The 24218-nt window shown below is 71.6% G+C and carries 21 protein-coding genes; 11 read left to right on the forward strand and 10 right to left on the reverse strand.

Annotated elements, in window-relative coordinates; genetic code table 11:
* Positions 1–30: 30 nt before the first annotated feature.
* Positions 31–969 carry a hypothetical protein gene (locus ABT171_RS37190; RefSeq protein WP_351250843.1) on the reverse strand — a complete coding sequence of 313 codons (939 nt, stop codon included), beginning with the start codon at positions 967–969 and terminating at the stop codon, positions 31–33.
* A gap of 122 nt (positions 970–1091) precedes the next feature.
* Here ABT171_RS37190 and ABT171_RS37195 point away from each other — a divergent pair, with 122 nt between their 5' ends.
* A complete protein-coding gene (locus tag ABT171_RS37195) occupies positions 1092–2009 on the forward strand; it encodes a D-alanyl-D-alanine carboxypeptidase family protein (RefSeq protein ID WP_351250844.1) in 918 nt (305 codons plus the stop codon).
* A gap of 51 nt (positions 2010–2060) precedes the next feature.
* Here ABT171_RS37195 and ABT171_RS37200 read toward each other — a convergent pair whose 3' ends face one another.
* The 5 genes from ABT171_RS37200 to ABT171_RS37220 all read right to left on the reverse strand — a co-directional run bounded on the left by ABT171_RS37200 (position 2061) and on the right by ABT171_RS37220 (position 5749).
* Positions 2061–2984, reverse strand: coding sequence for an LLM class F420-dependent oxidoreductase (locus ABT171_RS37200; RefSeq protein ID WP_351250845.1), 924 nt, complete (start codon positions 2982–2984; stop codon positions 2061–2063).
* A gap of 101 nt (positions 2985–3085) precedes the next feature.
* Positions 3086–3574 carry a DUF6099 family protein gene (locus ABT171_RS37205; RefSeq protein WP_351250846.1) on the reverse strand — a complete coding sequence of 163 codons (489 nt, stop codon included), beginning with the start codon at positions 3572–3574 and terminating at the stop codon, positions 3086–3088.
* Between the two features lie 278 nt (positions 3575–3852).
* Complete coding sequence (locus ABT171_RS37210) at positions 3853–5058, reverse strand: AAA family ATPase (protein ID WP_351250847.1); 1206 nt, start codon at positions 5056–5058, stop codon at positions 3853–3855.
* Positions 5059–5113: 55 nt separating this feature from the next.
* On the reverse strand, positions 5114–5317 hold the full coding sequence (locus ABT171_RS37215) for a hypothetical protein (RefSeq protein ID WP_351250848.1): 204 nt from the start codon (positions 5315–5317) through the stop codon (positions 5114–5116).
* 42 nt (positions 5318–5359) lie between these two features.
* Positions 5360–5749 carry a cell division protein SepF gene (locus ABT171_RS37220; protein WP_351250849.1) on the reverse strand — a complete coding sequence of 130 codons (390 nt, stop codon included), beginning with the start codon at positions 5747–5749 and terminating at the stop codon, positions 5360–5362.
* 222 nt (positions 5750–5971) lie between these two features.
* Here ABT171_RS37220 and ABT171_RS37225 point away from each other — a divergent pair, with 222 nt between their 5' ends.
* The 6 genes from ABT171_RS37225 to ABT171_RS37250 all read left to right on the forward strand — a co-directional run bounded on the left by ABT171_RS37225 (position 5972) and on the right by ABT171_RS37250 (position 14713).
* A complete protein-coding gene (locus tag ABT171_RS37225; RefSeq protein ID WP_503078291.1) occupies positions 5972–7735 on the forward strand; it encodes a hypothetical protein in 1764 nt (587 codons plus the stop codon).
* Positions 7736–7913: 178 nt separating this feature from the next.
* Complete coding sequence (locus tag ABT171_RS37230) at positions 7914–9716, forward strand: methylmalonyl-CoA mutase family protein (RefSeq protein WP_351250850.1); 1803 nt, start codon at positions 7914–7916, stop codon at positions 9714–9716.
* Positions 9716–11878: a methylmalonyl-CoA mutase gene (gene scpA, locus ABT171_RS37235; RefSeq protein ID WP_351250851.1), complete on the forward strand. Its 2163-nt coding sequence runs from the start codon at positions 9716–9718 to the stop codon at positions 11876–11878. Before ABT171_RS37230 ends, scpA begins: the two co-directional genes overlap by 1 nt.
* Positions 11879–11885: 7 nt before the next feature.
* Positions 11886–12890 (forward strand): methylmalonyl Co-A mutase-associated GTPase MeaB, encoded by a 1005-nt coding sequence (gene meaB / locus ABT171_RS37240; RefSeq protein ID WP_351250852.1) that lies wholly within the window; start codon positions 11886–11888, stop codon positions 12888–12890.
* A gap of 175 nt (positions 12891–13065) precedes the next feature.
* Positions 13066–13566 (forward strand): regulator component, encoded by a 501-nt coding sequence (locus tag ABT171_RS37245; protein WP_351250853.1) that lies wholly within the window; start codon positions 13066–13068, stop codon positions 13564–13566.
* Positions 13553–14713 carry an MAB_1171c family putative transporter gene (locus ABT171_RS37250; RefSeq protein WP_351250854.1) on the forward strand — a complete coding sequence of 387 codons (1161 nt, stop codon included), beginning with the start codon at positions 13553–13555 and terminating at the stop codon, positions 14711–14713. The genes ABT171_RS37245 and ABT171_RS37250 overlap by 14 nt, the downstream gene beginning before the upstream one ends.
* Positions 14714–14740: 27 nt before the next feature.
* Here the strand turns inward: ABT171_RS37250 and ABT171_RS37255 are convergent, their stop codons facing one another.
* From ABT171_RS37255 to ABT171_RS37270, 4 genes are all read right to left on the reverse strand, one after another.
* Complete coding sequence (locus ABT171_RS37255) at positions 14741–15562, reverse strand: SDR family NAD(P)-dependent oxidoreductase (RefSeq protein WP_351250855.1); 822 nt, start codon at positions 15560–15562, stop codon at positions 14741–14743.
* A 68-nt stretch (positions 15563–15630) separates the two neighbouring features.
* Positions 15631–15996, reverse strand: a complete 366-nt coding sequence (locus ABT171_RS37260) for a hypothetical protein (RefSeq protein ID WP_351250856.1) — start codon at positions 15994–15996, stop codon at positions 15631–15633.
* A gap of 46 nt (positions 15997–16042) precedes the next feature.
* Positions 16043–17356: a phosphatase PAP2 family protein gene (locus ABT171_RS37265; protein WP_351250857.1), complete on the reverse strand. Its 1314-nt coding sequence runs from the start codon at positions 17354–17356 to the stop codon at positions 16043–16045.
* Positions 17357–17753: 397 nt separating this feature from the next.
* Complete coding sequence (locus tag ABT171_RS37270; protein ID WP_351250858.1) at positions 17754–19079, reverse strand: glycosyltransferase; 1326 nt, start codon at positions 19077–19079, stop codon at positions 17754–17756.
* 63 nt (positions 19080–19142) lie between these two features.
* On the opposite strand from ABT171_RS37270, the gene ABT171_RS37275 reads away from it, so the two are divergent.
* From ABT171_RS37275 to ABT171_RS37290, 4 genes are read left to right on the forward strand one after another with little or no spacing between them, the layout of a single operon-like run.
* Positions 19143–20555, forward strand: coding sequence for a cytochrome P450 (locus tag ABT171_RS37275; protein WP_351250859.1), 1413 nt, complete (start codon positions 19143–19145; stop codon positions 20553–20555).
* A 23-nt stretch (positions 20556–20578) separates the two neighbouring features.
* The gene (locus ABT171_RS37280; RefSeq protein WP_351250860.1) at positions 20579–21994 is read left to right on the forward strand and encodes a cytochrome P450; all 1416 of its coding nucleotides are present in this window, start codon (positions 20579–20581) and stop codon (positions 21992–21994) included.
* Entirely contained in the window at positions 21991–23043 is a 1053-nt protein-coding gene (locus tag ABT171_RS37285) for a terpene synthase family protein (protein ID WP_351250861.1), read from the forward strand. Before ABT171_RS37280 ends, ABT171_RS37285 begins: the two co-directional genes overlap by 4 nt.
* Positions 23040–24182, forward strand: coding sequence for a polyprenyl synthetase family protein (locus ABT171_RS37290; protein ID WP_351250862.1), 1143 nt, complete (start codon positions 23040–23042; stop codon positions 24180–24182). Before ABT171_RS37285 ends, ABT171_RS37290 begins: the two co-directional genes overlap by 4 nt.
* Positions 24183–24218 lie beyond the last annotated feature (36 nt).

Raw genomic sequence — 24218 nt, forward strand, 5'->3', positions numbered from 1 at the left:
CGCTGACCACCAGTTTTCTCGCAGTGTCCGTTATTTCTCCTGGGCGATGACCGTCCGGGCGGTACGTACGGCCCGGTCGACCGCCGCCCGCATGGCCTCCAGCTTCTGCTTGTTCTCGCCGATCAGGGTCTTCTGTGCGCGCGCCTCGACGGACTGCACGGCCTGGACATAACCGGTGTCGAGCTTGCACCGGGCGTCCGCCGTCGCCGTCTTCTTCTCCTCGTCCGACGGTGTGCCGCGCCCCAGCCAGTGGGAGTCGATGGCGGCCTTGTCCGGGTCGGGGTAGGAGAAGCCCTTCTTCTTCATGCAGGCCGACCACGCGCGGTCGGCCTTCTTCCAGGCCGGATCGTTGCTCGCCTTCTTGTGGGACTCGTACCACAGCCGGAAGACCAGCGGGTAGGAGCCGGTCAGCTTCACGCCGTTGGCCTTCTCCGCCTTGGGCTCGGGGCCGTAGATCTTCCGCATCGCCTGTCCCAGGCACCCGCCCCCGGGAATGCGGTGGCCGTGGGCGAAGCGGCTGTCACCGGATGCGAAGGTGCCGGTCAGCGCGGCGTACTGGTCGTCGGGCCACTCCTGGGGCTGGGTGGAGGTGTCCGGCTTCGGGTTGTCGTAGCCGTGCTCGGACGTCACGTCGGGGTCGACGACGCCGTAGGGGCTGTCGTCACGGGACGAGCCCTCGCCCGTGAGCGCTCCGGGCCGGACCGGGTAGGTCGACTCGACGGCCTTGGTGTCGAGCATCGCGAAGCCGGCGAATCCCAGGCCGACCATGCACTTCTTGCCCAGGATCCACTGAGCCCTGTTGACGGCCCGCACGCCGTCCGACGCTGGGTCCGGGATGTAGGCGTACAGCGGGAGCGCCGCCATGGTGTCGAGGCGGCGGGCCTCGCCGGCGGGGTCGGCGTGGTCGGCCAGCTGGCAGGCCGTCAGGGCGAACAGGCCGGTGAGGGCGAGAGGGAGGACTTTGCGCACCGGGTCATCCGATCAGTCCCGGATCACCGGCGCCGTGACGGAGCCCACAGTTCCCCCACAGAACATCCACTGTTACGGCATAGTGATCAGCCGTCAACTGACCACTGGCACAAGGGGTAACCATGACAAACGGCCACGGAGTCCGCACCCGCAGACGGACCGTCGTCGCAGCACTGGCGGGGGCGGTCCTGAGCACGGGGGTCCTCGCGGCCGCTCCCGCCCAGGCGGCTCCGGCACCGCAGGTGTCGGCGGCGGGCGCGTACGCCTTCGACCCGGCCACGGGGAAGACACTGTTCGGCCAGGCGCCGGACGCACGGCTGCGGACCGGGTCCACGACGAAGATCATGACGGCTCTGGTGGTGCTGTCCCAGCCCCATCTGGACCTGAACCGCAAGGTGAAGATCAAGAAGGAGTACACGGACTACGTCATCGACCCCGCCACGAAGACCCAGCGCTATTCGAGCGCCCACCTGATCCTCGGCGACTCGATGAGCGTCGGGGACCTGCTGTACGGGATGCTGCTGCCCTCGGGCTGCGACGCCGCCTACGCCCTCGCGGACACCTACGGCACGGGGTCGACGACGGCCCAGCGGACCAAGTCGTTCATCGCCGAGATGAATGGCAAGGCACGTGAACTCGGCCTGACCAACACTCACTTCGACGGCTTCGACGGGGTGTCCAACGGCAACAACTTCGCCTCGTCGCGTGACCTGACGAAGCTGGCCGCGACCGCCCTGAAGAACAAGACGTTCAAGAAGGTCGTCGGCACCCCGGTGTACAAGGACATGAAGTCCTACCGGCCGGGCGGCGGCACGCACGCGATGGAGGCGTGGAGCAACAGCAACACGCTGCTCGGCACCTACCGGGGCGCGATCGGCGTGAAGACCGGCTCCGGGCCGGAGGCGAAGTTCTGCCTGGTGTTCGCGGCGACGCGCGGCGGCCGTACGGTCGTGGGCACGATCCTCGCCGACACGTCGATGGACCAGCGCTTCAAGGACGCCGCGACGATCCTCGACTACGGCTTCGCCCAGCGCGGCTGACATCGGGCCGGGGCCGCCGCTGCCCCCGGCAGCGGCGGCCTCACCCGTCGGTCAGGACAGCTGGGACTGGACCTGGGCCGAGATCAGTTCCAGGTGGTCCAGGTCGTCGAGGTCCAGCATCTGCAGATAGATCCGCCGGGAGCCGATCTCGGCGTACCGGCCGATCTTGTCGACGACCTCGGTCGGCGAACCGGCCAGGCCGTTGGCCTTCAGCTCGTCCACCTCACGGCCGATCGCGGCGGCGCGGCGGGCGACCTCCCGGTCGTCCCGGCCGACGCAGGCGACGAGGGCGTTGGAGTACGTCAGCGCGTCCGCGCCGCGGCCCGCCTCCTGGGCGGCGGCCCGCACCCGGCCGAACTGCCGCTCGCTGTCCTCGACGGAGGCGAACGGGATGTTGAACTCGTCGGCGTACTGGGCGGCCAGCCGCGGCGTGCGGGTCGCTCCGTGGCCGCCGATGAGCACCGGGACCTTCTGCTGTGCGGGCTTGGGCAGCGCGGGCGAGTCGGTCAGGTCGTAGTACGTGCCGTGGAAGTCGAAGGTCTTGCCGACCTCGGTCGCCCACAGCCCGGTGACGATCGCGAGCTGCTCCTCCAGCCGCGCGAACTTCTCCTTCGGGAACGGGATGCCGTACGCCTTGTGCTCCTCCTCGAACCAGCCGGCGCCGAGGCCCAGCTCCACCCGGCCGCCGGACATCTGGTCGACCTGGGCGACCTGGATGGCGAGCACGCCGGGCAGCCGGAAGGTTCCTGCGGTCATCAGGGTGCCGAGGCGGATGCGCTTGGTCTCGCGGGCCAGGCCGGCCAGTGTGATCCAGGCGTCCGTGGGGCCGGGCAGGCCGTCGGAGCCGCCCATACGGAGATAGTGGTCGGAGCGGAAGAACGCGTCGAAGCCCAGGTCCTCGGTGGCCTTCGCCACGGTGAGCAAGGTGTCGTAGGTGGCCCCCTGCTGGGGCTCGGTGAAGATTCGAAGGTCCATACATCTATCCTGCACGCCGCACCCCGCGCCCGCCTCGCCGGTACCGCCGGGCACGGCCGTCCACGGTCGGGTGAACATCGCCCGCCTGAACGGCCCTGTCCTCACACGCCGGACGGGCTGTTGCGATTGCCGTCCTCCTGTAACGCCGCTTCCCGTGCCGCCAGCTTGCGCAGCATCTCCAGGACGCGGTCGCGGGACTCGTCGGCCGCGTCGATGGCCTCCATGCACTGCCAGTAGGTGGTCTCGTCGGCCGCGGCGCTGGCCACGCCGACCAGGGCCATGCCGACCTCGCCGAGCAGACCCCCGAGGCACAGCAGCGTCTCGCGGGCGTCGTCCAGCTCGGTGAGCTGGGCGGCACGCAGATCGCCCAGCTCCAGTGCGGGCGGGTCCAGGACCCCGCAGCCCCGGCCCGCCAGCTCCGTCAGGCCGAGCGCCTCGCCGCGCAGCTCCGGCGGACCGGAGACGGCGAGCCGGCTGCCGATCGCCTGGGCCAGGGCCTGGGCCTGCCACACCTCCGCCATGATCTCGCCCGCGTCGGCGCCGGCCGCGAGCGCACGCCGGCTCGTGAGGATCAGCCGTACCGCATCCATGTGTCGCCCCCGTCCTTCCGCGTGCGTGTCGCACGCCCGCTGAAATCCCTTGTCCACTACCCAGAGTGAAGGCGCCCGGGGCGAAAAGCCAGAGGTAGACGGAAATCTGTGGACAACAATTCGGATTCGACAGGCAATTTGACTGCGGAGAGTGATAACGGAGTTCAGCGTTCCGGCAGTTCGCGCACCTCGGGGCCACCGTCCGCTCCGGGCACCGGGAAGCGCTGTGCGGCGCGGAACCGCGGGGAGACGGGCGAGGACATCGGCGACCTCGCCGGTCACGCGTCCAGGTGCACCACGGTGACGCCGTCGGTCCCGGCGGCCCAGGAGGCGTCGCTCACCGCGCCCACGCACCGGATGTGCCCGCGCTCGCCCATCCGGACGGCCGTGCGCAGCAGTTCGCGGCGCTGGGCCGGGTCGAGGCAGCGGTCGAAGCCGTCGGTGAGGACGGTGAGGGTGCGCAGGGCGTCGGGCACCTCGCCGGGCGCGTCCAGGTCCAGGACGCCGGGCCCGGTCAGCAGGACCAGCGTCAGGGCGAGATAGCGCAGTTCCCCGTCGCCGAGCCGGGCGAGTTCGGTGCGCGGGCCGGCGCCGCGGTCGAGCAGCGCCCGTACCGTGCCGTCCGGCAGCGGCTCGGCGACCAGGTCGGTCACCGGGCCGGCGCAGCCCGCGCCCAGCGCCTCGACCAGCAGGCCGTGCCGGCGGGTGCACTCCGCGCGGGTGCGCCACAGCACGTCGGCGAGGTTGTCGCAGCCGGGCAGCAGCCGGCCGGAGCCGGTGCGCACGGGGCCGCGCATGTCCTCGGGGCGCGGGTCGCAGGAGAAGACGGAGCGCAGGGCGACCACCATCTGCTCGGCCGCGGCGAGCACATGGCGCTGTCCGTCCGTCTTGCCGGCGACGCGCAGCGGCAGCAGGGCGGTGCCGAGGCGGTCGTCGGGCAGCGGGGCCCGGGTCACCGGGGCGGAGCCCGCGGTGTGCCAGGCGGCCTGGACGGTACCGCGCCCGGGGTCGCGCAGCGCGGTCTCCAGCAGGACGACGCCGCGTGCGGTCAGCCGCTCCCCCACGATCCTGAGGTCCGGTTCGGCCTGTACGGCGATGTCGAGCCGGACCGGCCCCTCGGCGCCGTCGGCCGTACACCCGATCCGGAAGCCCCGTCGCCCTCCGGCGTCGGGGCGCGCCCGCTGCGGCACACAGGCCACCGGGTCCGGGAACACCTCGTAGAGCGAGGCCCCGCCGCCGAGCCGGGCGAGCGCCTCATAGGCCGCGAGCGCGGTCGTCTTCCCCGAGCCGCTGGGCCCCGCGAACAAGGTGACGGGCCCGAGCGGGAATCCGGCCCGCCGGTGCCCGGCGAAGGCCGACAGCCGCAACTCGGTGATCCGGGCGCGTACATCGGGGGACTGACGGGGCTCGCGGGACTGCGCGGGGACGGTCGCGGTGGACACGTCGGCCGCCGGCGGTCGGGCGGACACGGAGGGCACGGCCATGCCCGGACCGTAGAACCCGGCCCACCTGCCGAACCGTTTCCTGTCCGGCACCTTCCTACGATCGGGCGACCGGGCGGGCGCAAACGGCACCGGGGCCACCCGGTCGGGTGAACAGCGGGCAGCAGCCGGCCGGAGCGGCGTCGGCGAGCTGCTCCAGCAGTCCGCCGGGAGAGGCGACCGTGGCCGACAGCGCGGCGACGTTCGCCCCGGCCTCCTCCTCCGCCGGCACGGCGGCGCGCACCCACCGCACGACCGGCACAGGCCACTGCGAAGAGCGCGGGCTCAGCCGGCGGAGGCGTTCTCAGCCGCCCGACACGCCCACGCCCTCCATCAGCCCGCTGACCTCCGTGCCGGGTGGGGTGAGGAGGAACACATTGCGGTCGACGCGGTGCATTCCGCTGCCCAGGCCGAAGACCACGCCCGTGCTGAAGTCGAGGACGCGCTTGGCGACCTCGGTCTCCGCGCTGGTCAGGTCGAGCAGGACCGGCGCACCGGCCATCAGGGTCTCGGCGACCTCCCGGGCGTCCGCGAAGACATTGACCCGCAGGACCACGAACCGGCGCCGGGTCTCGGTCTCGGCGTCCGGCAGCGAGCGGTGGTTCACCGCGGACGGCCAGGCGTCGCGGCCCCGCAGCGGCACGACCTGGGCGAGCCCTTCCCACTGTTCATCGGTGACGTCGTAACGGCTCACCGGCTCCCCCCGACCTGACTCGCACTCATTGCCTGCACCAGCCAATTCTTACGCCAAGTCACCCGTTCGGCCCAACAACGACACACTGCGCGACAGCTCCGGCGCCGCACGCCGGAAGCGAACCGCGGCACATGTACGCTTACGCCCGCTTCTTACCGTGCGCACACCGTCCCTTTCACGTCCGGCCATGTGCCGGTCATCCGCCGCCGCTAGCGTCCACCCGTGCACTTGGCAGAAACGCAGCAGGTGACACCCGGCCGGCGGACGCAGTCGGCGGTGTCCGCCCTCCCGGTCGCCCGCGCGGAGGTCCATGAACCCCCCGCGCAGTGGCATCGCGTGCTCACCCTGCTCGCCGACGTCAGCCTGTTCATCGGCACGCGTACGGTGTGGACACAGGCGGCCACGCACCATCTGGTCCTCGCGGCCGCGATCTCCCTCTGCTACGCCTCGATCCTGGTGACCGGCGTGCTCGCGCTCACGGTCCGCCGGACGCGTTCGCTGGCCCGCCTGGACCTCGTGGTGCTGGGGACGGCGATCGTCCTCACGCTGTGCACCTGGGCGCTGAACCACGCCGGCGGCGACGAGGCGGTCCTCACCACGCAGGCCGCGAAGGAGATGGTGGGCGGGCACCAGTTGTACGACCATCCGTGGCCGTGGCTCTTCCGCCTCAAGGGCGTCGCCCTGACGGCGACGACGACCGGCGGTTACGACTTCACGTACGGCTATCCCCCGCTGACCCCGCTGATCACCGCGCCCTTCCTGGGGCTCGGCCACAACGGGGCGCCGGCGACGGCGGCGGTGACGGTGGTGCTGATCGCGGGCACGGTCATGCTGTGGCGGCTGCTGCCGGCGCCCTGGCGCTCGGCGGCCACGATGCTCTGTATGGGCTTCGGTTTCCTGCCGATGTACGCGCGACAGGGCTATCCGGCGATCGTCGGCCTGGTCCTGCTGGTGCCGGTGGTGGTGCGCTGGCCGCGGCTCGGTGCCGGGGGGCGGCTGGGCCCGGCCGGGATCGCGCGGGCCGCGTGCCTCGGCGCCGCGTGCGCGGCACAGCAACTCCCCTGGTTCGTCACGCCGTTCCTGCTGGCCGGGATCTATGCCGTGCGCCGTGGTGAACTCGGCGGGCGTCAGGCCGCGCGAGTGGTGCTGCGGATCCTCGGGACCGCGGTCCTCACCTGGCTGCTGGTCAACGCGTACTTCATCGTGACCGAGCCGGGTCCGTGGCTGGGCGGCATCGCGCTGCCGCTGACCCAGGGCGCGGTGCTGCACGGCCAGGGCCTGGTGAGCCTCTCGCTGTACTTCACCCACGGCAGCGACCGGCTCGACTGGTACGGCCACGCGAGCATGCTGCTCGCCGCGGCCCTGCTGGCCCTGTTCGTGCTGTTCGTCCGGCGGCTGGGCCCGGCCGCGACCGTGCTGCCCTGGTGCGCCTTCTATGTGGCGACCCGCTCCCAGGACGGCTACTACCTGCTGATGACGCCGCTGTGGCTGGCGGCGGCGGTCACCGTGCCGCTGTCGGACTTCTCGGGCGCCTGGCAGCCGCGGCCCCGGTGGCTGACCGGCACGCGCCGTCGGCCCGCCCTGGTCGCGGCCGTGGTGCTGCTGGTGGCGCCGTCCCTGGTAAGCGCCACCCTCGCCGTGACGGGCGGGCCGCCGCTCCGGATGGACATCACGGCGGTCCGGCACCCGTCCGCGCACACGGTCTCCACCATGTCCGTGAAGGTCACCAACACCGGCGACGACGCCCTCACCCCGCACTACATGATCACCACGGGCCAGGGCATGAACCAGTACTGGACGCAGGTGCGCGGACCGGCCACGATTCCCGCGCACACGACCGCGACCGTGGACCTGCGGGCGCCGTCCGGGAGGTTCGCGGTACCGGTGAAGAAGAGCACCCGGCTGCGGCTGCGGGCGTTCACGGCGACCCCGCAGACGCTGTCCACACGGGATGTGCGGCGGGCCGAGCTCGACCCCGAGGGCTGACCTCGGGAGGCCGTGCGGCGTGCCTGCCGGCACGGCGACGGTCCTGCCCGTCACCTGCTGAGCCGGACCTCCGCCCGGCTCGCCGGGAACTGAGCGGCACAGGTCACAAGCGCAAGGAGGGAAACCTCACAGCCCCCGCCCTGCACCGACTTGAGCACGCTGCCCTAGCATCCGAGCCATGACGGTCCTGCCTGACGACGGGCTCTCACTGGCCGCCGAGTTCCCTGACGCGACACATGAGCAGTGGCAACGCCTGGTCGAGGGCGTGCTGCGCAAGTCGGGCAAGGAAGTCTCGGGTGAGGCAGCTGAGGACGCCCTGTCCACGACGCTGGAGGACGGGCTGCGCACCCGGCCCCTCTACACCGCGCGCGACGCCGCGCCCGACCCCGGCCTGCCCGGCTTCGCCCCGTATGTGCGCGGCAGCCGCCCCGAGGGCAACACCGCGGGCGGCTGGGACGTGCGGACGCGGCACACCGCCCTCACCGAGGACGCCGTCCTGGCCGACCTGGAGAACGGCGGCACCTCGCTCTGGCTGGTGCTGGGCGAGGGCGGCATCCCGGTCGACGGGCTGGGCCGGGCGCTTGAGGGCGTGTACCTCGACCTGGCACCGGTGGTCCTGGACGCGGGCCGGGACACCGGGCAGGCCGCCGAGGCGCTGCTGCGGCTGTACGCGGACCGCGGCGTCGACGCCGAGGCCGTACGCGGCAATCTGGGCGGCGACCCGCTCGGGTACGAGGCCCGCACCGGCACCCCGCTGGACTTCGCGCCGTACGCCGCCCTGGCCGCGCGCTGCGCCGGGCAGTACCCCGGGCTGCGCGCCCTCACCGTGGACGCGCTGCCGTACCACGAGGCGGGCGGCTCGGCCGCGCAGGAGCTGGGCGCCTCGCTCGCCACCGGTGTGGCCTATCTGCGGGACCTCACCGAGGCCGGGCTGAGCCCCGAACAGGCTGCGGCGCAGCTGGAGTTCCGCTACGCGGCCACCGCCGACCAGTTCCTCACCGTCGCCAAGCTGCGCGCCGCGCGCCGGCTGTGGGCCCGGGTCGCCGAGGTCTGCGCGGTTCCGGGCGCGCAGGTGCAGCACGCGGTGACCTCGCCGGTGATGATGACCCGCCGCGACCCGTGGGTGAACATGCTCCGCACGACGGTCGCGACGCTCGCCGCCGGGGTCGGCGGCGCCGACTCCGTCACGGTGCTGCCGTTCGACCACGCGCTCGGCCTGCCCGACGCGTTCTCCCGCCGGATCGCCCGCAACACCTCCACGATCCTCATCGAGGAGTCCCATCTGGCCCGGGTGATCGACCCGGCGGGCGGCTCCTGGTACGTCGAGCAGCTGACCGACCAACTCGCCCAGGCCGCCTGGGAGTTCTTCCGCACCATCGAGCGCGACGGCGGTCAGGCGGCCGTGCTGCGCTCCGGCCGGCTGCGCACCGACCTGGCGACGACCTGGGCGGAGCGCTCCAAGAAGCTCGCCAAGCGGCGCGAACCCATCACCGGGGTCAGCGAGTTCCCGTTCCTCGCCGAGAAGCCGGTGGAGCGCGAGCCCGCGCCCGAGCCGCCGTCCGGCGGTCTGCCCCGGGTGCGCCGCGACGAGGCGTACGAGGAGCTGCGCGCCCGTTCCGACGCCCACCTGGCCGCGACCGGCGCCCGCCCGCGCGTCTTCCTCGCGACGATCGGCCCGGCCGCCGCGTACACCGCGCGCGCGACCTTCGCCGCCAACCTCTTCCAGGCGGGTGGCGTCGAGCCGGTCACCGAGGGCCGCTTCGAGGACAGCGGCGCCACCGAGGCCGTGCTGTGCTCCAGCGACGCCCTGTACGCCGAGCAGGCCGAGCGGACCGCCGAGTCGCTGCGCGCGGCAGGCGCCCGGCACGTGTTCCTCGCCGGCCGCCCGGCCGAGTACGCCGGCATCGACTCGTACGTCTTCGCGGGCTGCGACGCCGTGGCCGTGCTGTCCGCGACCCTCGACCGCATGGGAGTGTCCTGATGGGAATCCCCGACTTCTCCGGCATCGAGCTGGGGACGCCGGTCGCCGACGGCAGTGCCGAGCAGTGGCGTGCGGCGGCCGGCGGCGGAGAGCAGGTGTGGGAGACCCCGGAGGGCATCGGGGTCAAGCCGCTGTACACCGGCCGTGACCTGGAGGGCCTGGACTTCCTGGGGACGTACCCGGGTATCGCGCCGTATCTGCGCGGCCCGTACCCGACGATGTACGTCAACCAGCCCTGGACGATCCGCCAGTACGCGGGCTTCTCCACCGCCGAGGAGTCCAACGCCTTCTACCGGCGCAACCTGGCGGCCGGCCAGAAGGGCCTGTCGGTCGCCTTCGACCTGCCCACGCACCGCGGCTACGACAGCGACCACCCGCGGGTGACCGGTGACGTGGGCATGGCGGGCGTGGCGATCGACTCGATCTACGACATGCGGCAGCTGTTCGACGGGATCCCGCTGGACCGGATGACGGTGTCGATGACGATGAACGGCGCCGTGCTGCCGGTGCTCGCGCTGTACATCGTGGCGGCGGAGGAGCAGGGCGTACCGCCCGAGAAGCTGGCCGGGACCATCCAGAACGACATCCTCAAGGAGTTCATGGTCCGCAACACCTACATCTATCCGCCGAAGCCGTCGATGCGGATCATCTCCGACATCTTCGCGTACACCTCGCAGCGGATGCCCCGGTACAACTCGATCTCCATCTCGGGGTACCACATCCAGGAGGCGGGTGCGACGGCCGACCTGGAACTGGCGTACACGCTCGCGGACGGCGTCGAGTACATCCGCGCGGGCCGGGAGGCGGGCCTGGACGTGGACGCGTTCGCGCCCCGGCTGTCGTTCTTCTGGGCGATCGGCATGAACTTCTTCATGGAGGTCGCGAAGCTCAGGGCGGCCCGGCTGCTGTGGGCCAAGCTGGTCAGCCAGTTCGAGCCGAAGAACACCAAGTCCCTCTCGCTGCGCACCCATTCGCAGACCTCCGGCTGGTCGCTGACCGCGCAGGACGTGTTCAACAACGTCACGCGTACGGCCGTGGAGGCGATGGCGGCGACCCAGGGCCACACCCAGTCGCTGCACACCAACGCCCTCGACGAGGCCCTCGCCCTGCCGACCGACTTCTCGGCGCGCATCGCCCGCAACACCCAGCTGCTCATCCAGCAGGAGTCGGGGACGACCCGGGTCATCGATCCGTGGGGCGGCAGCGCCTATGTGGAGCGGCTGACGTACGACCTCGCGCGCAAGGCCTGGGCGCACATCCAGGAGGTCGAGCAGGCGGGCGGCATGGCGCAGGCCATCGACGCCGGCATCCCGAAGCTGCGCGTGGAGGAGGCGGCGGCCCGCACCCAGGCCCGCATCGACTCCGGGCGCCAGCCGGTCATCGGCGTGAACAAGTACCGCGTCGACAGCGACGAGCAGATCGAGGTCCTCAAGGTCGACAACTCCTCCGTACGCGCCCAGCAGATCGAGAAGCTGCGGCGGCTGCGCGCGGAGCGGGACGAGCAGGCCTGCCAGGACGCCCTGGACGCGCTCACCCGGGCGGCCGACGGCAAGGAGAACCTGCTGGAGCTGGCCGTGCGCGCGGCCCGCGCCAAGGCCACCGTCGGTGAGATCTCCGACGCCCTGGAGAAGGTGTACGGCCGGCACGCGAGCCAGATCCGTACGATCTCCGGCGTGTACCGCAACGAAACAGGCCAGTCCCCGTCCGTGGACCGCACCCGTGCCCTGGTGGACGCCTTCGAGGAGGCCGAGGGTCGCCGCCCGCGCATCCTCGTCGCCAAGATGGGCCAGGACGGCCACGACCGCGGCCAGAAGGTGATCGCCACCGGCTTCGCCGACCTCGGCTTCGACGTCGACGTCGGCCCGCTGTTCCAGACGCCGGAGGAGGTCGCCCGGCAGGCGGTCGAGGCGGACGTGCACGTGGTCGGGGTGTCCTCGCTGGCCGCCGGTCACCTCACGCTCGTACCGGCGCTGCGCGAGAAGCTCGCCGAGGAGGGCCGCGCGGACATCATGATCGTGGTCGGCGGTGTCATCCCGCCGCAGGACGTGCCGACGCTGCGGGAGATGGGCGCGGCGGAGGTCTTCCTGCCGGGCACGGTGATCCCGGACGCGGCCTACGACCTGGTGAAGCGGCTGTCGGCCGACCTCGGCCACGAGCTGTAGAGCCGCGATGGCTGCGATCGATCTCGACACGTATGTGAAGGGTGTGCTCGACGGCAAGCGGGCCCTGGTGGCCCGCGCCATCACGCTCGTCGAGTCCACCCGGCCGCAGCACCGGGCGCTGGCGCAGGAGTTGCTCACCGAACTGCTCCCGCACAGCGGCCGGGCGCGGCGGATCGGTGTGAGCGGGGTGCCGGGTGTCGGCAAGTCGACGTTCATCGACGCGTTCGGCACCCTGCTGACCTCGCTCGGCCATCGGGTCGCCGTCCTCGCGGTCGACCCGTCCTCGACCCGCACCGGCGGCTCGATCCTCGGCGACAAGACGCGCATGGAACGCCTGGCGGTCGACCCGGCGGCCTTCGTGCGGCCCTCCCCCAGCGCGGGCACGCTGGGCGGGGTCGCGAAGGCCACCCGGGAGTCGATGGTGGTGATGGAGGCGGCGGGCTACGACGTGATCCTCGTCGAGACCGTCGGCGTGGGCCAGTCGGAGACCGCGGTCGCCGACATGGTCGACTCCTTCCTGCTGCTGACGCTGGCGCGCACCGGCGACCAGCTGCAGGGCATCAAGAAGGGCGTCCTGGAGCTGGCCGACGTGATCGCCGTCAACAAGGCGGACGGCCCGCACGAGCGCGACGCGCGGGCGGCGGCCCGCGAGCTGGCGGGCGCGCTGCGGCTGATGCACGGCAAGGACGCGTTCTGGACTCCGCCGGTGCTGCACTGCAGCGCCCGCGAGTCGACGGGTCTGGACACGGTGTGGGAGCGCCTGGAGCGGCATCGCGCCCTGCTCGACTCCACCGGGCGGCTGGCCGCCAAGCGGCGCGACCAGCAGGTCGGCTGGACCTGGGCGATGGTCCGCGACGAACTGCTCGGCCGGCTGCACGCCGACCCGGCGGTGCGCGAGGCCGCGCCGGGGCTGGAACAGCAGGTGCGGGAGGGCCGGCTGACCGCGACCCTGGCGGCGGAACGCATCCTGGCGGCGTTCGAGGGCCGGACGATCCCCCCGGCCGGGGCCTGAACGCCTGGTTTGAGCCAAAGGCCGGGCACAAGGCGGCCCGGACTTGGTCCCAGCGGCGGACGGTTGGTTAGCTTGGGGCGGGTTCGGGCCGCAAGCACGACGTGACGTGCCACGAGCTGTCTTCGTCGGAAGGGGGTCAAGACAGTAAGTGAGGACAACTGGTGAATACGTCGCGTTGCAGCGCAGGTGCCTGACCATCCTGCGCGATCTCGGCGTCCGGCGTTCCCTTCCCTTCGAAGCGATACGCGAGCGGGTGCAGGAGCTGAGGGGGCGCCCCCTCGTGCTCCGGGAACTGCCCGAGGAGGTCGCGGAGACCGGGGTCTGCGGGCTCTGGATGGGCACCGACAAGGCCGACTACATCTTCTACGAAGCCCGCACCGCGCCCCTGCACCGGGAGCACATCATCCTCCACGAGATCGGCCATGTGCTCTGCGATCACCACCGGGGCGTCACCAACCGGGCCGAGGACCTGGCCGGTCCGCTGGTCGGCGATCTCCAGCTCCAGCCGCACTTCGTCAACCGGCTCATGGCCCGGACCAGTTACACCACCAGCGAGGAACAAGAAGCCGAGATGATCGCCAGTCTGATACAGAGCGCCGGGAAGTCCGGCCGCCCGGCAGGCCCCCTGGGGCGACTCGGTGCCTTCCTGGGAGTGACGGGCGTTGACAGCGACTGAGCTGGCGAACCAGGTCGGAGTCTGCAGCGTCGTCACCCTGTGGATCGCCCTCGTCTGGCGGGCGGGTCCGGCGCTGCGCCTGCCGAACCAGCGGGGACTGTGGCTCTCGGTCCTCGCCGCGACCATCGCCATCACGCTCTTCCAGCCAAAGGTCGTGGCCCGGTGCGCGGCCCTCGGCGTCGGCGCCCACACGGTCTCGCTGACCCGCAACCTGATCGGCGTGCTGAGCGCGGGCCTGGTGCTCCTCTTCATCGTCGACTCCACCCGGGCCCGGCACCAGCGCTTCAGCGTGATCCTGGGTCTGGTGACGGCGCTGGGTTCCCTGCTCGCCCTGGACCTGCTCGGTGTCACCCAGACGGCTGCCCCGGCGTCACCCCAGGGTCCGGCCACCGCCTCGTCCCTGTACTGGTTGATCCTCGCCGTCTCCCATCTGGCCGGGGACGCCGCAGCCGTCGTCGTCTGCTGGCCGTACAGCCTGCGGACGGACGACCGTGACCTCGTGTGGTCGCTCCGGATGTTCGCGACGGGCAGCGTCCTGGCCCTGGTCTTCTGGTGCGGCTACCTCTACCACCTCTACGTGCCCGACCAGGACCTGCTGCCCTACCTGTCCATGGTCATCAGCGTGCACGGCTTCTTCCGCGCGGCCTCGCTGCTGGTGCCGACCGCGACCGCCCTCGCCCGGTCCATGGCGGCGCTGCGGACCGTCTGGCGGCTGTGGCCACTGTGGCGTGATCTGGTGGTCGCGGTCCCCCAGGTGGCCCTGGCCGCCCCGCAGCGGAGCCGGCTGCAGGCAGTGCTGCGGCCCCGCTCCTCGTGGGCGCTGCAGGCGCACCGGCAGATCATCGAGACGTACGACGCGCTCCTGGAACTGCAGCAGTACGTCCGGCCGGAGGCGTACGACACGGCCCACCGGCGGGCCGGCCGGGCGGGGATGCGGGGCGACCGGCTGGCCGCGGCGGCACTCGCCGGCGCGCTGGACGAGGCCCGGCGGGCCAAGCTCAGCGGCGCGGCGCCGTCCGCCCCGTGCCCGCTGCCCGGCGTGGAACGCGGCAGCGCGGCAACGCTTCTGGCGATCGCCCGGGTGTGGCCTTCCCGCACCGCCCCGTTCGCCTCGGTGCCCGGCCCGCTGCACCCGCAACGCCCCTGACCGGCAGAGGCGGAGGGGTGGCGGGGGTCAGAGTCCGCTGCCGCCGCGCGGTGCGATGTGGTGGTCGAACGCCACGGTGCCGACGTCGACGGCCGTGGCCCCGCCGTCCACGGTGAGCACCGCACCGCTGACGAAGGACGCCGCCGGAGACAGCAGCCAGCTGATCGCCTCGGCGACCTCACGCGGGTCGCCCGGCCGGCCCAGGGGCAGCAGCCTGGTCGCCTCCTCGTAGGCCGCCTCCATGCCGCCGTCCCCCAGGTCCGCTTCCTGGGCGAAACGGGCCATGCGCCGGTCGGCCATCTCTGTCCTGATCCAGCTGGGGCACACCACGTTGGCGCGCACCCCCTGCCGCCCGTAGTCGACGGCGACGGAACGGCACAGCTGCAGCAGGGCGGCCTTCGACGTGGCGTACGGGGCGCTGCTCGGGCCGTTGCGCAGCGCCGCGACCGACGCGACGCCGACCACCGCTCCCCGCGCCTCCACCAGGTGCGGCATCGCCGCGCGCAGGAGGAGCATCGGACCGGTGACGTTCGTCCGCATGACGTCGTCCCAGTCCGCCAGCGACAGGTCCGCGGCGGTTCCGCCGCGTCCGATGCCCGCGTTGAGCACCAGTCCGTCGAGCCGTCCGTAGGCGTCCAGGGCCGCGCGCACGAGGCCGTCGGCGGCGGCGGGGTCGCCCGCGTCGGACGGACACGCCAGCGCTCCGGTCTCCTTTTCGAGCCGCCGCAGCGGTTCGACCCGCCGCCCGGAGGCCACCACGTGGTGACCGCCCTCGCGCAGCAGCCGCGCGGTGGCTTCGCCGATGCCCGAGCCCGCGCCGGTCACGATGACAACCCGCTTGTCCGTCACTGTTCTTCGACCCTCTGTCCGAGATCACAAAGCGGCTTCGATCGTAGACGGGGAGCGGAAAGCGGGGTTCAGATCCGGTCGGTCAGGTCCTCGGCGTACACCTGGGACAGCGGCTGCGGGCCGACGTACTGCTGGCAGTTGCACTGCCCCGGCTCGTAGCGCAGCGGCTTCTTGTTCTCGTCCCAGGCCGCGGGGATCTCCACGCGTTCGTGGCAGTGGCCCTGTTTGTCGTGCTTGGCCAGGTGGTGGGTGCACCCGCACACGGGTTCCGGCGTCCGGTGGGCCGCTTCGAGAGCGAGACGCTCCTGCTTCGCCGCCTCCATCAGTTCCAGTTTCCGCTCATGCCGGTTCTTCAGCGCGGTACGGACGGTGTCCGCGGCCCACCCGAAGCCGCCCATTCCGAAGAAGACCAGCACCCACCAGTACGATTCCATCGTCGCTCTTCCCCCTGTTCAGCGTGACCAGGATAGACACAGACGATCAGCACACCGGCTCGGGTTGCGGTTCCGGTTGCCGCGTCGGTGCGGCCGTCGGTTCCCAGAGTCTGGTGGTCCGCAGGTAGCCGTAGGCCACGGAGGTCATGGCAAGGAGGAGAAGCGGCCCGAACAGCCACGGGTGCAGGGCCATCTGCACCGGCAGGAAGCGGTACGACACCAGGAGTGCGGCGAAGACCGCCGTGCCGTGGAGGACCATCTGGGTTCCGGACCGGTCCCAGCCGCGGTCGAGCGAGCGCATCGCCGCCTCGATGGTGAGCGCGAAGACCACGCCGGCGACGAGGTCCACGCCGTAGTGGTAGCCGAATCCCAGCGTGGCGGTGAGGGTGGCGATCAGCCAGAACGTGCCCGCGCACCGGAGAGTCCGCGGGCCCTTGCGGGAGTGGATGAAGATCGCGGTGGCCCACGCCGTGTGCAGGCTGGGCATGCAGTTGCGGGGGGTGATCCCGTCGTACGGCATCGGGTGCGGGGGGCTGATCGCCGGCGGCGTGTGGGGCCACAGGTCGGCCACGGCCCAGTGCAGGCCGCCGGTGCCGGAGGCGCCGGGGCCGTAGGCGAAGACGGGTCCGACCACCGGGAAGATCATGTAGATGCCCGGTCCGAGGAGGCCGATCACCAGGAAGGTGCGCACCAGGTGATGGCCCGGGAAGCGGCGCTCGACGGCCACGCCGCGCAGCTGGTACAGCGCGACGACGACCGCGGCCACCGCGAGCTGTGCGTAGACCACGTGGAGGAGACGGGGGCCGAGCGGTCCGGTGGCCTCGACGATCCGGCCCACCAGCCATGACGGGTTGCCCAGTGCGTGGTCGGCAGTCGCCACGTACTGGTCGAGCACCGAGGGGCGGGCCTTCGACGTGATGAGCAGCCAGGTGTCGCCGGCCTTGCGGCCGGTCACCAGCAGCAGGCCCAGTCCGACGCCCTTCAGCAGCAGGGTGCGTTCGGCGCCGGTGCGGCGGGTGAGGGCGATGACCGCGCAGCCCAGCATCACCCACAACGCGCCGTTGCCGAAGGAGTGGCCGTCGTCCACCTTGGCGTCGACCGCCCACCGCACCAGCACGAAGACGACGTCGACGCCGATCGCGACACCGGCCGCGATGAACCGTTGCCGCCAGGTGAGCACCACCATCATCAACGCCATGCCGCCGTACAGCGGCCCCGGTTTCGGGGCGAAGACCACCCCTTTCACCTCGTCGGTGAGCGGCCCCGGCTGGCCGTAGCAGCGTGCGGCGATCTCCAGCGCGATGAGGAATCCGAGAGCCGCCACGCCCGCTGCGGCCCACAGCACAGTCCTGCTGTTCATTCGCGAAAACACCCGCGACGCTCTAGATATCAATCGTCTGGCCGATTTGTTCGATATGGACTAAATAAAGGAAAAGCGATGAAGGTAATCATCGCGAGGTCGAACATGTTATCGGAGTGTTGCGGCGCAGGAGAGGGGGCCGCCAGGGGCGAAGGCCAGGGACGGGACGCCGCCGAGGTGACCGGGCAGGTGTGGTCGGGGAGGGGGACGGCTTCTGGTGAGCCGAAGAGGTGAGGGAGCGCCGAGTCGGAGCCGGGTCTTCCGTACTCCGGCCCGGCACGTGATGTGCCGGGCCGGGCCGCGGTCACCTTGCCGATCACATGGACGAGACTCGCGCACGGCGGACAGGACCGGGCCGGAACGGCCCGCGGTCACTCGGACGGAGTAGCCCCTCCGCTCAACCGCCGGAGACGTCGCGGTCCGGGTCCGCCGCCCGCGCTCCCAGATCGATGGTGGTCGGACGGTGGGGGCCGGGCGGATCGAGGAGACGCCGCACGGTCGCGACGGTACGGCCGGCACCGTCCTCGGCGGCGAGGGCCGCCGCGAGCCGGCGGCTGCGCGCACGGTAGCCGGGCCGGTCGACGGCGGCCCGGATCAGCCCGGCGAGCCGATCGGGGTCCGCCTTGTTGAGCGGCACGAAGCCGGGGCTGACCCCCAGGGCCACCAGCCGACGCGCCCAGAACGGCGCGTCGCCGAAGGTGGGCAGGGTGACGGCGGGCACGCCGGCGCGCAGTCCGGCCCCGCTGGTGCCCGCTCCGACGTGGTGCACCACCGCGGCGGTACGCGGGAAGAGCCACCGGTGCGGCACGTCGCCGATGGTGAGGACGTCGTCCCCGGTGACCTCCAGACCGGCCCAGCCGGACTGCACGATGCCGCGCACCCCCGCCCTGCGCAGCGCCGTGGCCAGCAGCGCGCTGATCTCCTCGCGGTCCCGCGGGTCCCCGCCGCTGCCCAGCCCCACCCGCACCGGCTCGGGTCCGCGGTCCAGGAAGTCGACCAGCTCCCTGGGCGGCTGCCAGCCGGGGGGCTCGTACGGCCACCAGTAGCCGACCACCTCGATGCCGGGCCGCCAGTCCGCGGGGCGGCGGACCACGGTGGGGCTGAAGCCGTAGTGCACCGGCCAGCGTTCGCGGGCGGTCTGCCGGAGGGTCTGGGCGGTGGTGAGCGCGGGGACCCCCAGCTCCCGGCAGAAGCGCGGCGAGCTCCGCCACGGGGTGAGCCCGGTGGTGAACATGAGCCGTCCCAGCGCGCGGTTGCCCCGGCGCCCCAGGGACGGCGCACCGATCGGAGGAGGGAAGTCGCCGGTGGGGTGCAGCGGTTGCAGGGCCAGTCCCATGCTCGGTATGCCGAGGGCCTTGGCCAGGTGGTAGCCGTAGAACGTGGTCAGGCCGCAGCACAGCAGCAGGTCGGCGCCCTGATGTGCCGCCGTGACGAGGTCGCCACTGAGTTCTTCCACGTGCTGGACGATGTTCTTGAGCCACCGTCCGGCGCGCAGGGTGTCGCCCGGTCCGGGCTTTTTCAGCCTGCCTTGTTCGGCGACACCGAGTTGGCTCGGATCACCGGTCAGCCGGCGAAACTCACAGCCGCTGGACCGGACCTGCCCGGCGAATGCCGCATAGGTCGCGATGGCGACGTCGTATCCGGAATCCCTGAGACGTCTTCCCAAACCGATGAACGGCGCGATATCCCCGTGGGTGCCCGTCGTCAGGATCAGAACGGTCATGGCCGCATGGTAAACAGACACCGCATCAGCGGACCACACGCCGATAACGCTTTGAAATGAGCGGTGGATAACCTCGCTCAGGTGACAACGGAGCACTTACCATCGCACCGCCCGGCGGCGGCTCCCGCAGCCGGACGGGTTCCCCGGCTCAGCCTTCGGGAGAACCTCGCCGGAGTCGCCGCCATGCGCCGCGACCAGCTCGGATTTCTGATCCGGACGGTCCGGGACAAGGGCGATATCTTCCATATGCGGCTGGGCGGCCTTCCGACGGTCATGGTCAATCACCCGGACTACCTTCAGCATGTGCTGGTCGACCACCACCAGAACTACAACAAGGACAATTTCCTCTACCGGGCGACCCGTACCGTGCTCCGGGAGGGACTGGTCGCCAACAAGGGCGGCGCGGAATGGCGCCGGCATCGCCGCCTCATGCAGCCCTCTTTCCAGCACGCGAGCGTCGCGTCCTTCTCCGCGAACATCAGCGATCTGACCGGTGAGATGCTGAACCGGTGGGAGACGCGATTCGGTGACGACACCGTCGTGGATGTGAGTACGGAGACCGCCGATCTGGCACTTCAGATCGTGCTGCGCTCACTGTTCGGGATCGTCTCGCCGGACCGGGGCCGGAGATTCGCGGAGGATTTCGTCGAGGTCAACTCCATCGCGGGTGACTTCTTCCGTTTCCCCTTCCCCCCGCTGTCCTGGTATTCGCCCAAGCGGAACCGGCTGCGCGCGTTGATCCGCAGCCTGGACGCGTTCATCGCCGACCTGATCGAGGCGCGGCTGAACAGCGAGACCGGCCAGACCGACCTGTTCACCCTGCTGCTCAACGCCATGGACGAGGAGACGGGCACCGGGCTGACCCACGATCAGCTGGCGAGCGAGATCCTCTCGATGATCATCGCCGGTTACGAGACCTCCAGCAACTCCATCGCCTGGATCTTCTACCAGCTCGCCGCGCACCAGGACGTCCAGCGCCGGGTGCAGGAGGAGGTGGACGGCGTCCTGGCGGGACGGGTCCCCGCCTTCGAGGATCTGCCGAAGCTGGCGTACACCCGCATGGTGATCGACGAGACGCTGCGGATGTTCACGCCGGCCTGGCAGACGATGCGGCACGCCATCGACGACGATGTGATCGGCGGCTACCACATCCCGCGGGGTACCGACATCTACCTGAACATGTTCACGTTCCACCGCCATCCGGAGTTCTGGCCGGAACCGGACCGGTTCGACCCCGAGCGTTTCACCCCGGAAGAGGTCGCCAAGCGTCCTCGGAACGTGTACCAGCCGTTCGGCAGCGGACCACGGCATTGCCTCGGCAAGCACTTCGCGCTGACGGAACTGCACATCATCACGGTCATGCTCGCCCAACGGCTGCACGCCACCCGGCCGGCCGGTCAGCCGCCGGCGGGTTTCGCCCCCCTGATCACCCTGCACCCCAAGGGCGGCATCCACCTGCGGTTCAAGCGCCGCTGACGCCAGACGAACGAGGTTCCCGCATGCACCTGACTCAGGTGAGGCGTGTCCCGGGCCGGACGCGTTCCTCCCTCACCGAGATCCCTACCGCCGGAGCGTTGCACGGCGTCGGGGGAACGCTCGCCTTCAAGCGCGACCAACTGCGGTTCCTGGACGACGGTATCCGCCGGCACGGCGACATCTTCCGCTTCCGGCCGCTCGGCATTCCGATGGTGCTGGTCAACCACCCCGACTACATCAGGCACATCCTGGTGGACAACAGCGAGGGATACGACAAGGACGCGGCTCTCTTCCGCATCGTCCGGCCGGTCCTGCGCAAGGGGCTCATCGCCAACGCCGACATGGAGCTGTGGCGCCGCCAGCGTCGCATGATGGCGCCGCACTTCACCCCGCGTACGGTGGCCGCGTTCGCCCGCAACATGACGGATGAGACCGAGCAGATGCTCGACCGCTGGGAGCGGCGTCCGGCCCCGGGCGGGACCGGTGGCACCCTCGACGTCACGGACGAGATCGGACAACTGGCCCTCCGGATCGTCAACAGATCCCTGTTCAGCGCCGACGTGAGCGCGTCCGCGCAGGCCTTCGAGCGCGCCTTCGCCGAGGCGAACAGCATCCTGGGGGCGTTCTTCCGCTTCCCGTTCCCGCCGCTGGATGTGCCGATCCCCCGCCATCGGCGGCTGCGCAGGGCGATCGACGAGATGGACACCTTCGTCTCCGGGTTCATCAGGAAGCGGCTGAGCGAAGAGGTGTCCGCGGACGACGCGACCGACCTGCTGACGCTGCTGCTGACCTCCGTGGACGAGGAGGACGGCAAGGGGATGGACCTGGAGCAGCTGCACCACGAGGTCCTCAACATCTGTATCGGCGCCTACGAGACGACCACCAACACCCTGTCGTGGGCCTTCTATCTGCTGGCCCGGCACCCCGAGGCCGAGGCGAAGCTGCACGCCGAGGTCGACGAGGTGCTGGGCGGCCGGGTCCCGGCCTTCGAGGACCTGCCGAAGCTGGCGTACACGCGCATGGTCGCCGAGGAGACGCTGCGGATCTACTCCCCCGCCTACCAGTTCATGCGCAGGGCGCGGGAGGAGGACGCCATCGACGGCTACCGGATGCCGGCCGGCAGCAACGTCCTGATCAACAGCTACTTCCTGCACCGGCACCCGGACTTCTGGGACGACCCCGAGCGGTTCGTGCCCGAGCGGTTCGCCCCCGAGGAGGTGGCGAAGCGTCCCAAGCACGCCTACATACCGTTCGGCAGCGGCCATCGGATCTGCATCGGGAAGCACTTCGCGCTCACCGAACTGGTCCTGGTGCTGGCCACCGTCGCCCGCACCCATCGACTGGTGCTGCCCCAGGGCGCCCCCGAGGTGCACCCCGAGGCCCTCATCACCCTCCACCCCAAGGGCGGCGTCCGCCTGCGTCCGGAGAGCCGCCGATGAACAACGCCCCGACGAACGTCGAGCAGCAGCCGGTGCCGGAGCTTTCCAGCCCCTTCCCCCACCTGGTCAACCCCAGGGTGGAGCAGGCACGCGAGCACCTCACCGCGTGGACCGCGCGGATCGGTCTGGTGCGGCAGGAGGGAGCCCGGCAGCGGTTCGAACGCGCCGACTTCGGCTGGTTCGCGGCGATGGTCTACCCCACCGCGAGCCCGGCCCACGTGGATCTCATGGCGGACTGGTTCGCCTGGCTCTTCCTCGTCGACGACCAGCTGGACGACGGGGCGGTCGGACGGGACCCCGAGCGGTTCGGGACGGTGGTGGACGGCATGCGCGCGGTGCTGGACAGCCGGGACTTCGGGGCGGCCACGGCCGCCTCGGGCCGGGACCTCCCGGTGGCCGTCTCCTCACTGGCCGACCTGTGGTCCCGCACCGCCCCGGACGCCACCCCCGCGTGGCGCCGCCGGTTCGTACGGCATCTGGAGGACTGCCTGGACACCGCGGCCACCTGGGAGGCCGGCAACCGGCTGGCCGGCGTCGTACCGGACGAGCAGACGTACATTCCGAGGCGCCGCCACACGGGTGCCATCTATGTCTGCATGGACTTCATCGACGTCGTGGAAGGCCTCGACGTCCCGGACGACCTCTACGACAGCCCGCCCTTCACGGACGCGCTGAACGCCGCCTGTGACGTGGTCTGCTGGACCAACGACCTCTACTCGTACGAGAAGGAGCGTTCGCTGGGCGAGGTCCACAACCTGGTCCACATCGTGCGGCACCACCATGCGCTGGACCGGGACCGGGCGCTGCTCCGGGTGCGCGACGCCATCGTGGCCGAGACGGAACGTTTCCTGGCCAAGGAGCGGGAACTGCTGCGGGCCTTCCCGGCGCACGCCCCGGTTCTGCGGCCCTGCCTCGCGGGGATGCGGAGCTGGATGCGGGGGAATCTGGACTGGTCCCGGGCCACCAAGCGCTATCAACCGTCGGACCGCGCCGGACGGGTGCGGCCGCAGGAGTATCTGGAGGCGGCCGTCATGGGGGTCGAGCGGTGACCACGACTTCGCGGACCGCGGCCCCGCCGAGCGGGACCGGCCGGCCGGGGGCCGCGCGGGCCGGCGCCGCATGGGACGGGACCGAGCCGTCCGGCCGTACACCGGACGAGGCCGCTCAGGCCCGGCTCCGGGAGGGCCGGCGGCTGCTCGGCCGGGCGCGAGCACTGGTCGGACCGGAGCTGCGCGACGCCGTCGACCGGCTCGCCGAGCCGATCCGCTCGGTGGCGGGGTACCACTTCGGCTGGTCGGACGAGGCCGGCCGGCCGGCGAACACCGGCTGGGGCAAGGGGGTGCGGGCCGCCCTGGTCCTGTCGAGCGCCCAGGCGCTGGGCGCACCCCGGGGGGACGCCGTGGCCGCCGCCACGGCCGTGGAACTGGTGCACAACTTCTCCCTCGTCCACGACGACCTGATGGACGGTGACGCCACCCGGCGCGGGAGCCGGACGGTCTGGTCGGCCTTCGGCAGCTCCCAGGCGGTGCTGACCGGTGACGCCCTGCTGGCCCTGGCCCTCGACGTGATCACCCGCGGGGGCGGGGGCACGAGCGCGGCCACCGTGCGGGAACTGTGCGAAGCCCTGCTCGAACTGGTTGCCGGACAGGCCGCCGACATCGCCTTCGAGGCGCGGCAGGACGTCGGTCTCGACGAGTGCGTGGCGATGGCGAACGGGAAGACCGCCGGCCTGCTGGCCCGGGCCTGCGCGCTGGGCGCGCTGGTGGCGGACGTGGAACCGGAACGGGTCGACGCGATGCGGGCGTTCGGCCGGCATCTGGGGATCACCTTCCAGCTCGTCGACGACCTGCTGGGGATCTGGGGGGACAGCGCGGTGACCGGCAAGCCGGTCGGGTCGGACCTGCGGTCGCGGAAGAAGTCCCTTCCGGTGGTCGCCGCGCTCTCCGGCGGTACCGAGGCGGGTGCCCGGCTCGCGGGGCTCTATCACCGGCCGGAGCCCCTGACCGACGACGAGGTGGCGGAAGCCGCCTGGCTGATCGAGGAGGCCGGGGGGCGCCGTTGGGCGGAACGGGAGGCGGCGCGGCGGCGCGAGGCGGCACTGGACTGCCTGGGCGTGGCGGGGCCCGACCCGGACGGAGCGCGTGCGCTGACCCTCATCGCCGATCTGGTCACACGCCGCGACTCCTGACCCGCGGGCGACCGGCGGACAAAAGAATCCCACGCG

This window comes from Streptomyces sp. NPDC001851 (assembly GCF_040297165.1).
Taxonomy (GTDB): Bacteria; Actinomycetota; Actinomycetes; order Streptomycetales; family Streptomycetaceae; genus Streptomyces.

Excerpts from the sequence above, each read along its gene's own strand:
- ABT171_RS37285 (WP_351250861.1), top strand. The coding sequence starts at position 21,991 with ATGAACAACGCCCCGACGAACGTCGAGCAGCAGCCGGTGCCGGAGCTT.
- ABT171_RS37270 (WP_351250858.1), bottom strand. The coding sequence starts at position 19,079 with ATGACCGTTCTGATCCTGACGACGGGCACCCACGGGGATATCGCGCCG.
- ABT171_RS37280 (WP_351250860.1), top strand. The coding sequence starts at position 20,579 with ATGCACCTGACTCAGGTGAGGCGTGTCCCGGGCCGGACGCGTTCCTCC.
- ABT171_RS37210 (WP_351250847.1), bottom strand. The coding sequence starts at position 5,058 with ATGGCCGTGCCCTCCGTGTCCGCCCGACCGCCGGCGGCCGACGTGTCC.
- ABT171_RS37230 (WP_351250850.1), top strand. The coding sequence starts at position 7,914 with ATGACGGTCCTGCCTGACGACGGGCTCTCACTGGCCGCCGAGTTCCCT.
- ABT171_RS37200 (WP_351250845.1), bottom strand. The coding sequence starts at position 2,984 with ATGGACCTTCGAATCTTCACCGAGCCCCAGCAGGGGGCCACCTACGAC.
- ABT171_RS37265 (WP_351250857.1), bottom strand. The coding sequence starts at position 17,356 with ATGAACAGCAGGACTGTGCTGTGGGCCGCAGCGGGCGTGGCGGCTCTC.
- scpA (WP_351250851.1), top strand. The coding sequence starts at position 9,716 with ATGGGAATCCCCGACTTCTCCGGCATCGAGCTGGGGACGCCGGTCGCC.
- ABT171_RS37260 (WP_351250856.1), bottom strand. The coding sequence starts at position 15,996 with ATGGAATCGTACTGGTGGGTGCTGGTCTTCTTCGGAATGGGCGGCTTC.
- ABT171_RS37205 (WP_351250846.1), bottom strand. The coding sequence starts at position 3,574 with ATGGATGCGGTACGGCTGATCCTCACGAGCCGGCGTGCGCTCGCGGCC.
- ABT171_RS37195 (WP_351250844.1), top strand. The coding sequence starts at position 1,092 with ATGACAAACGGCCACGGAGTCCGCACCCGCAGACGGACCGTCGTCGCA.
- meaB (WP_351250852.1), top strand. The coding sequence starts at position 11,886 with ATGGCTGCGATCGATCTCGACACGTATGTGAAGGGTGTGCTCGACGGC.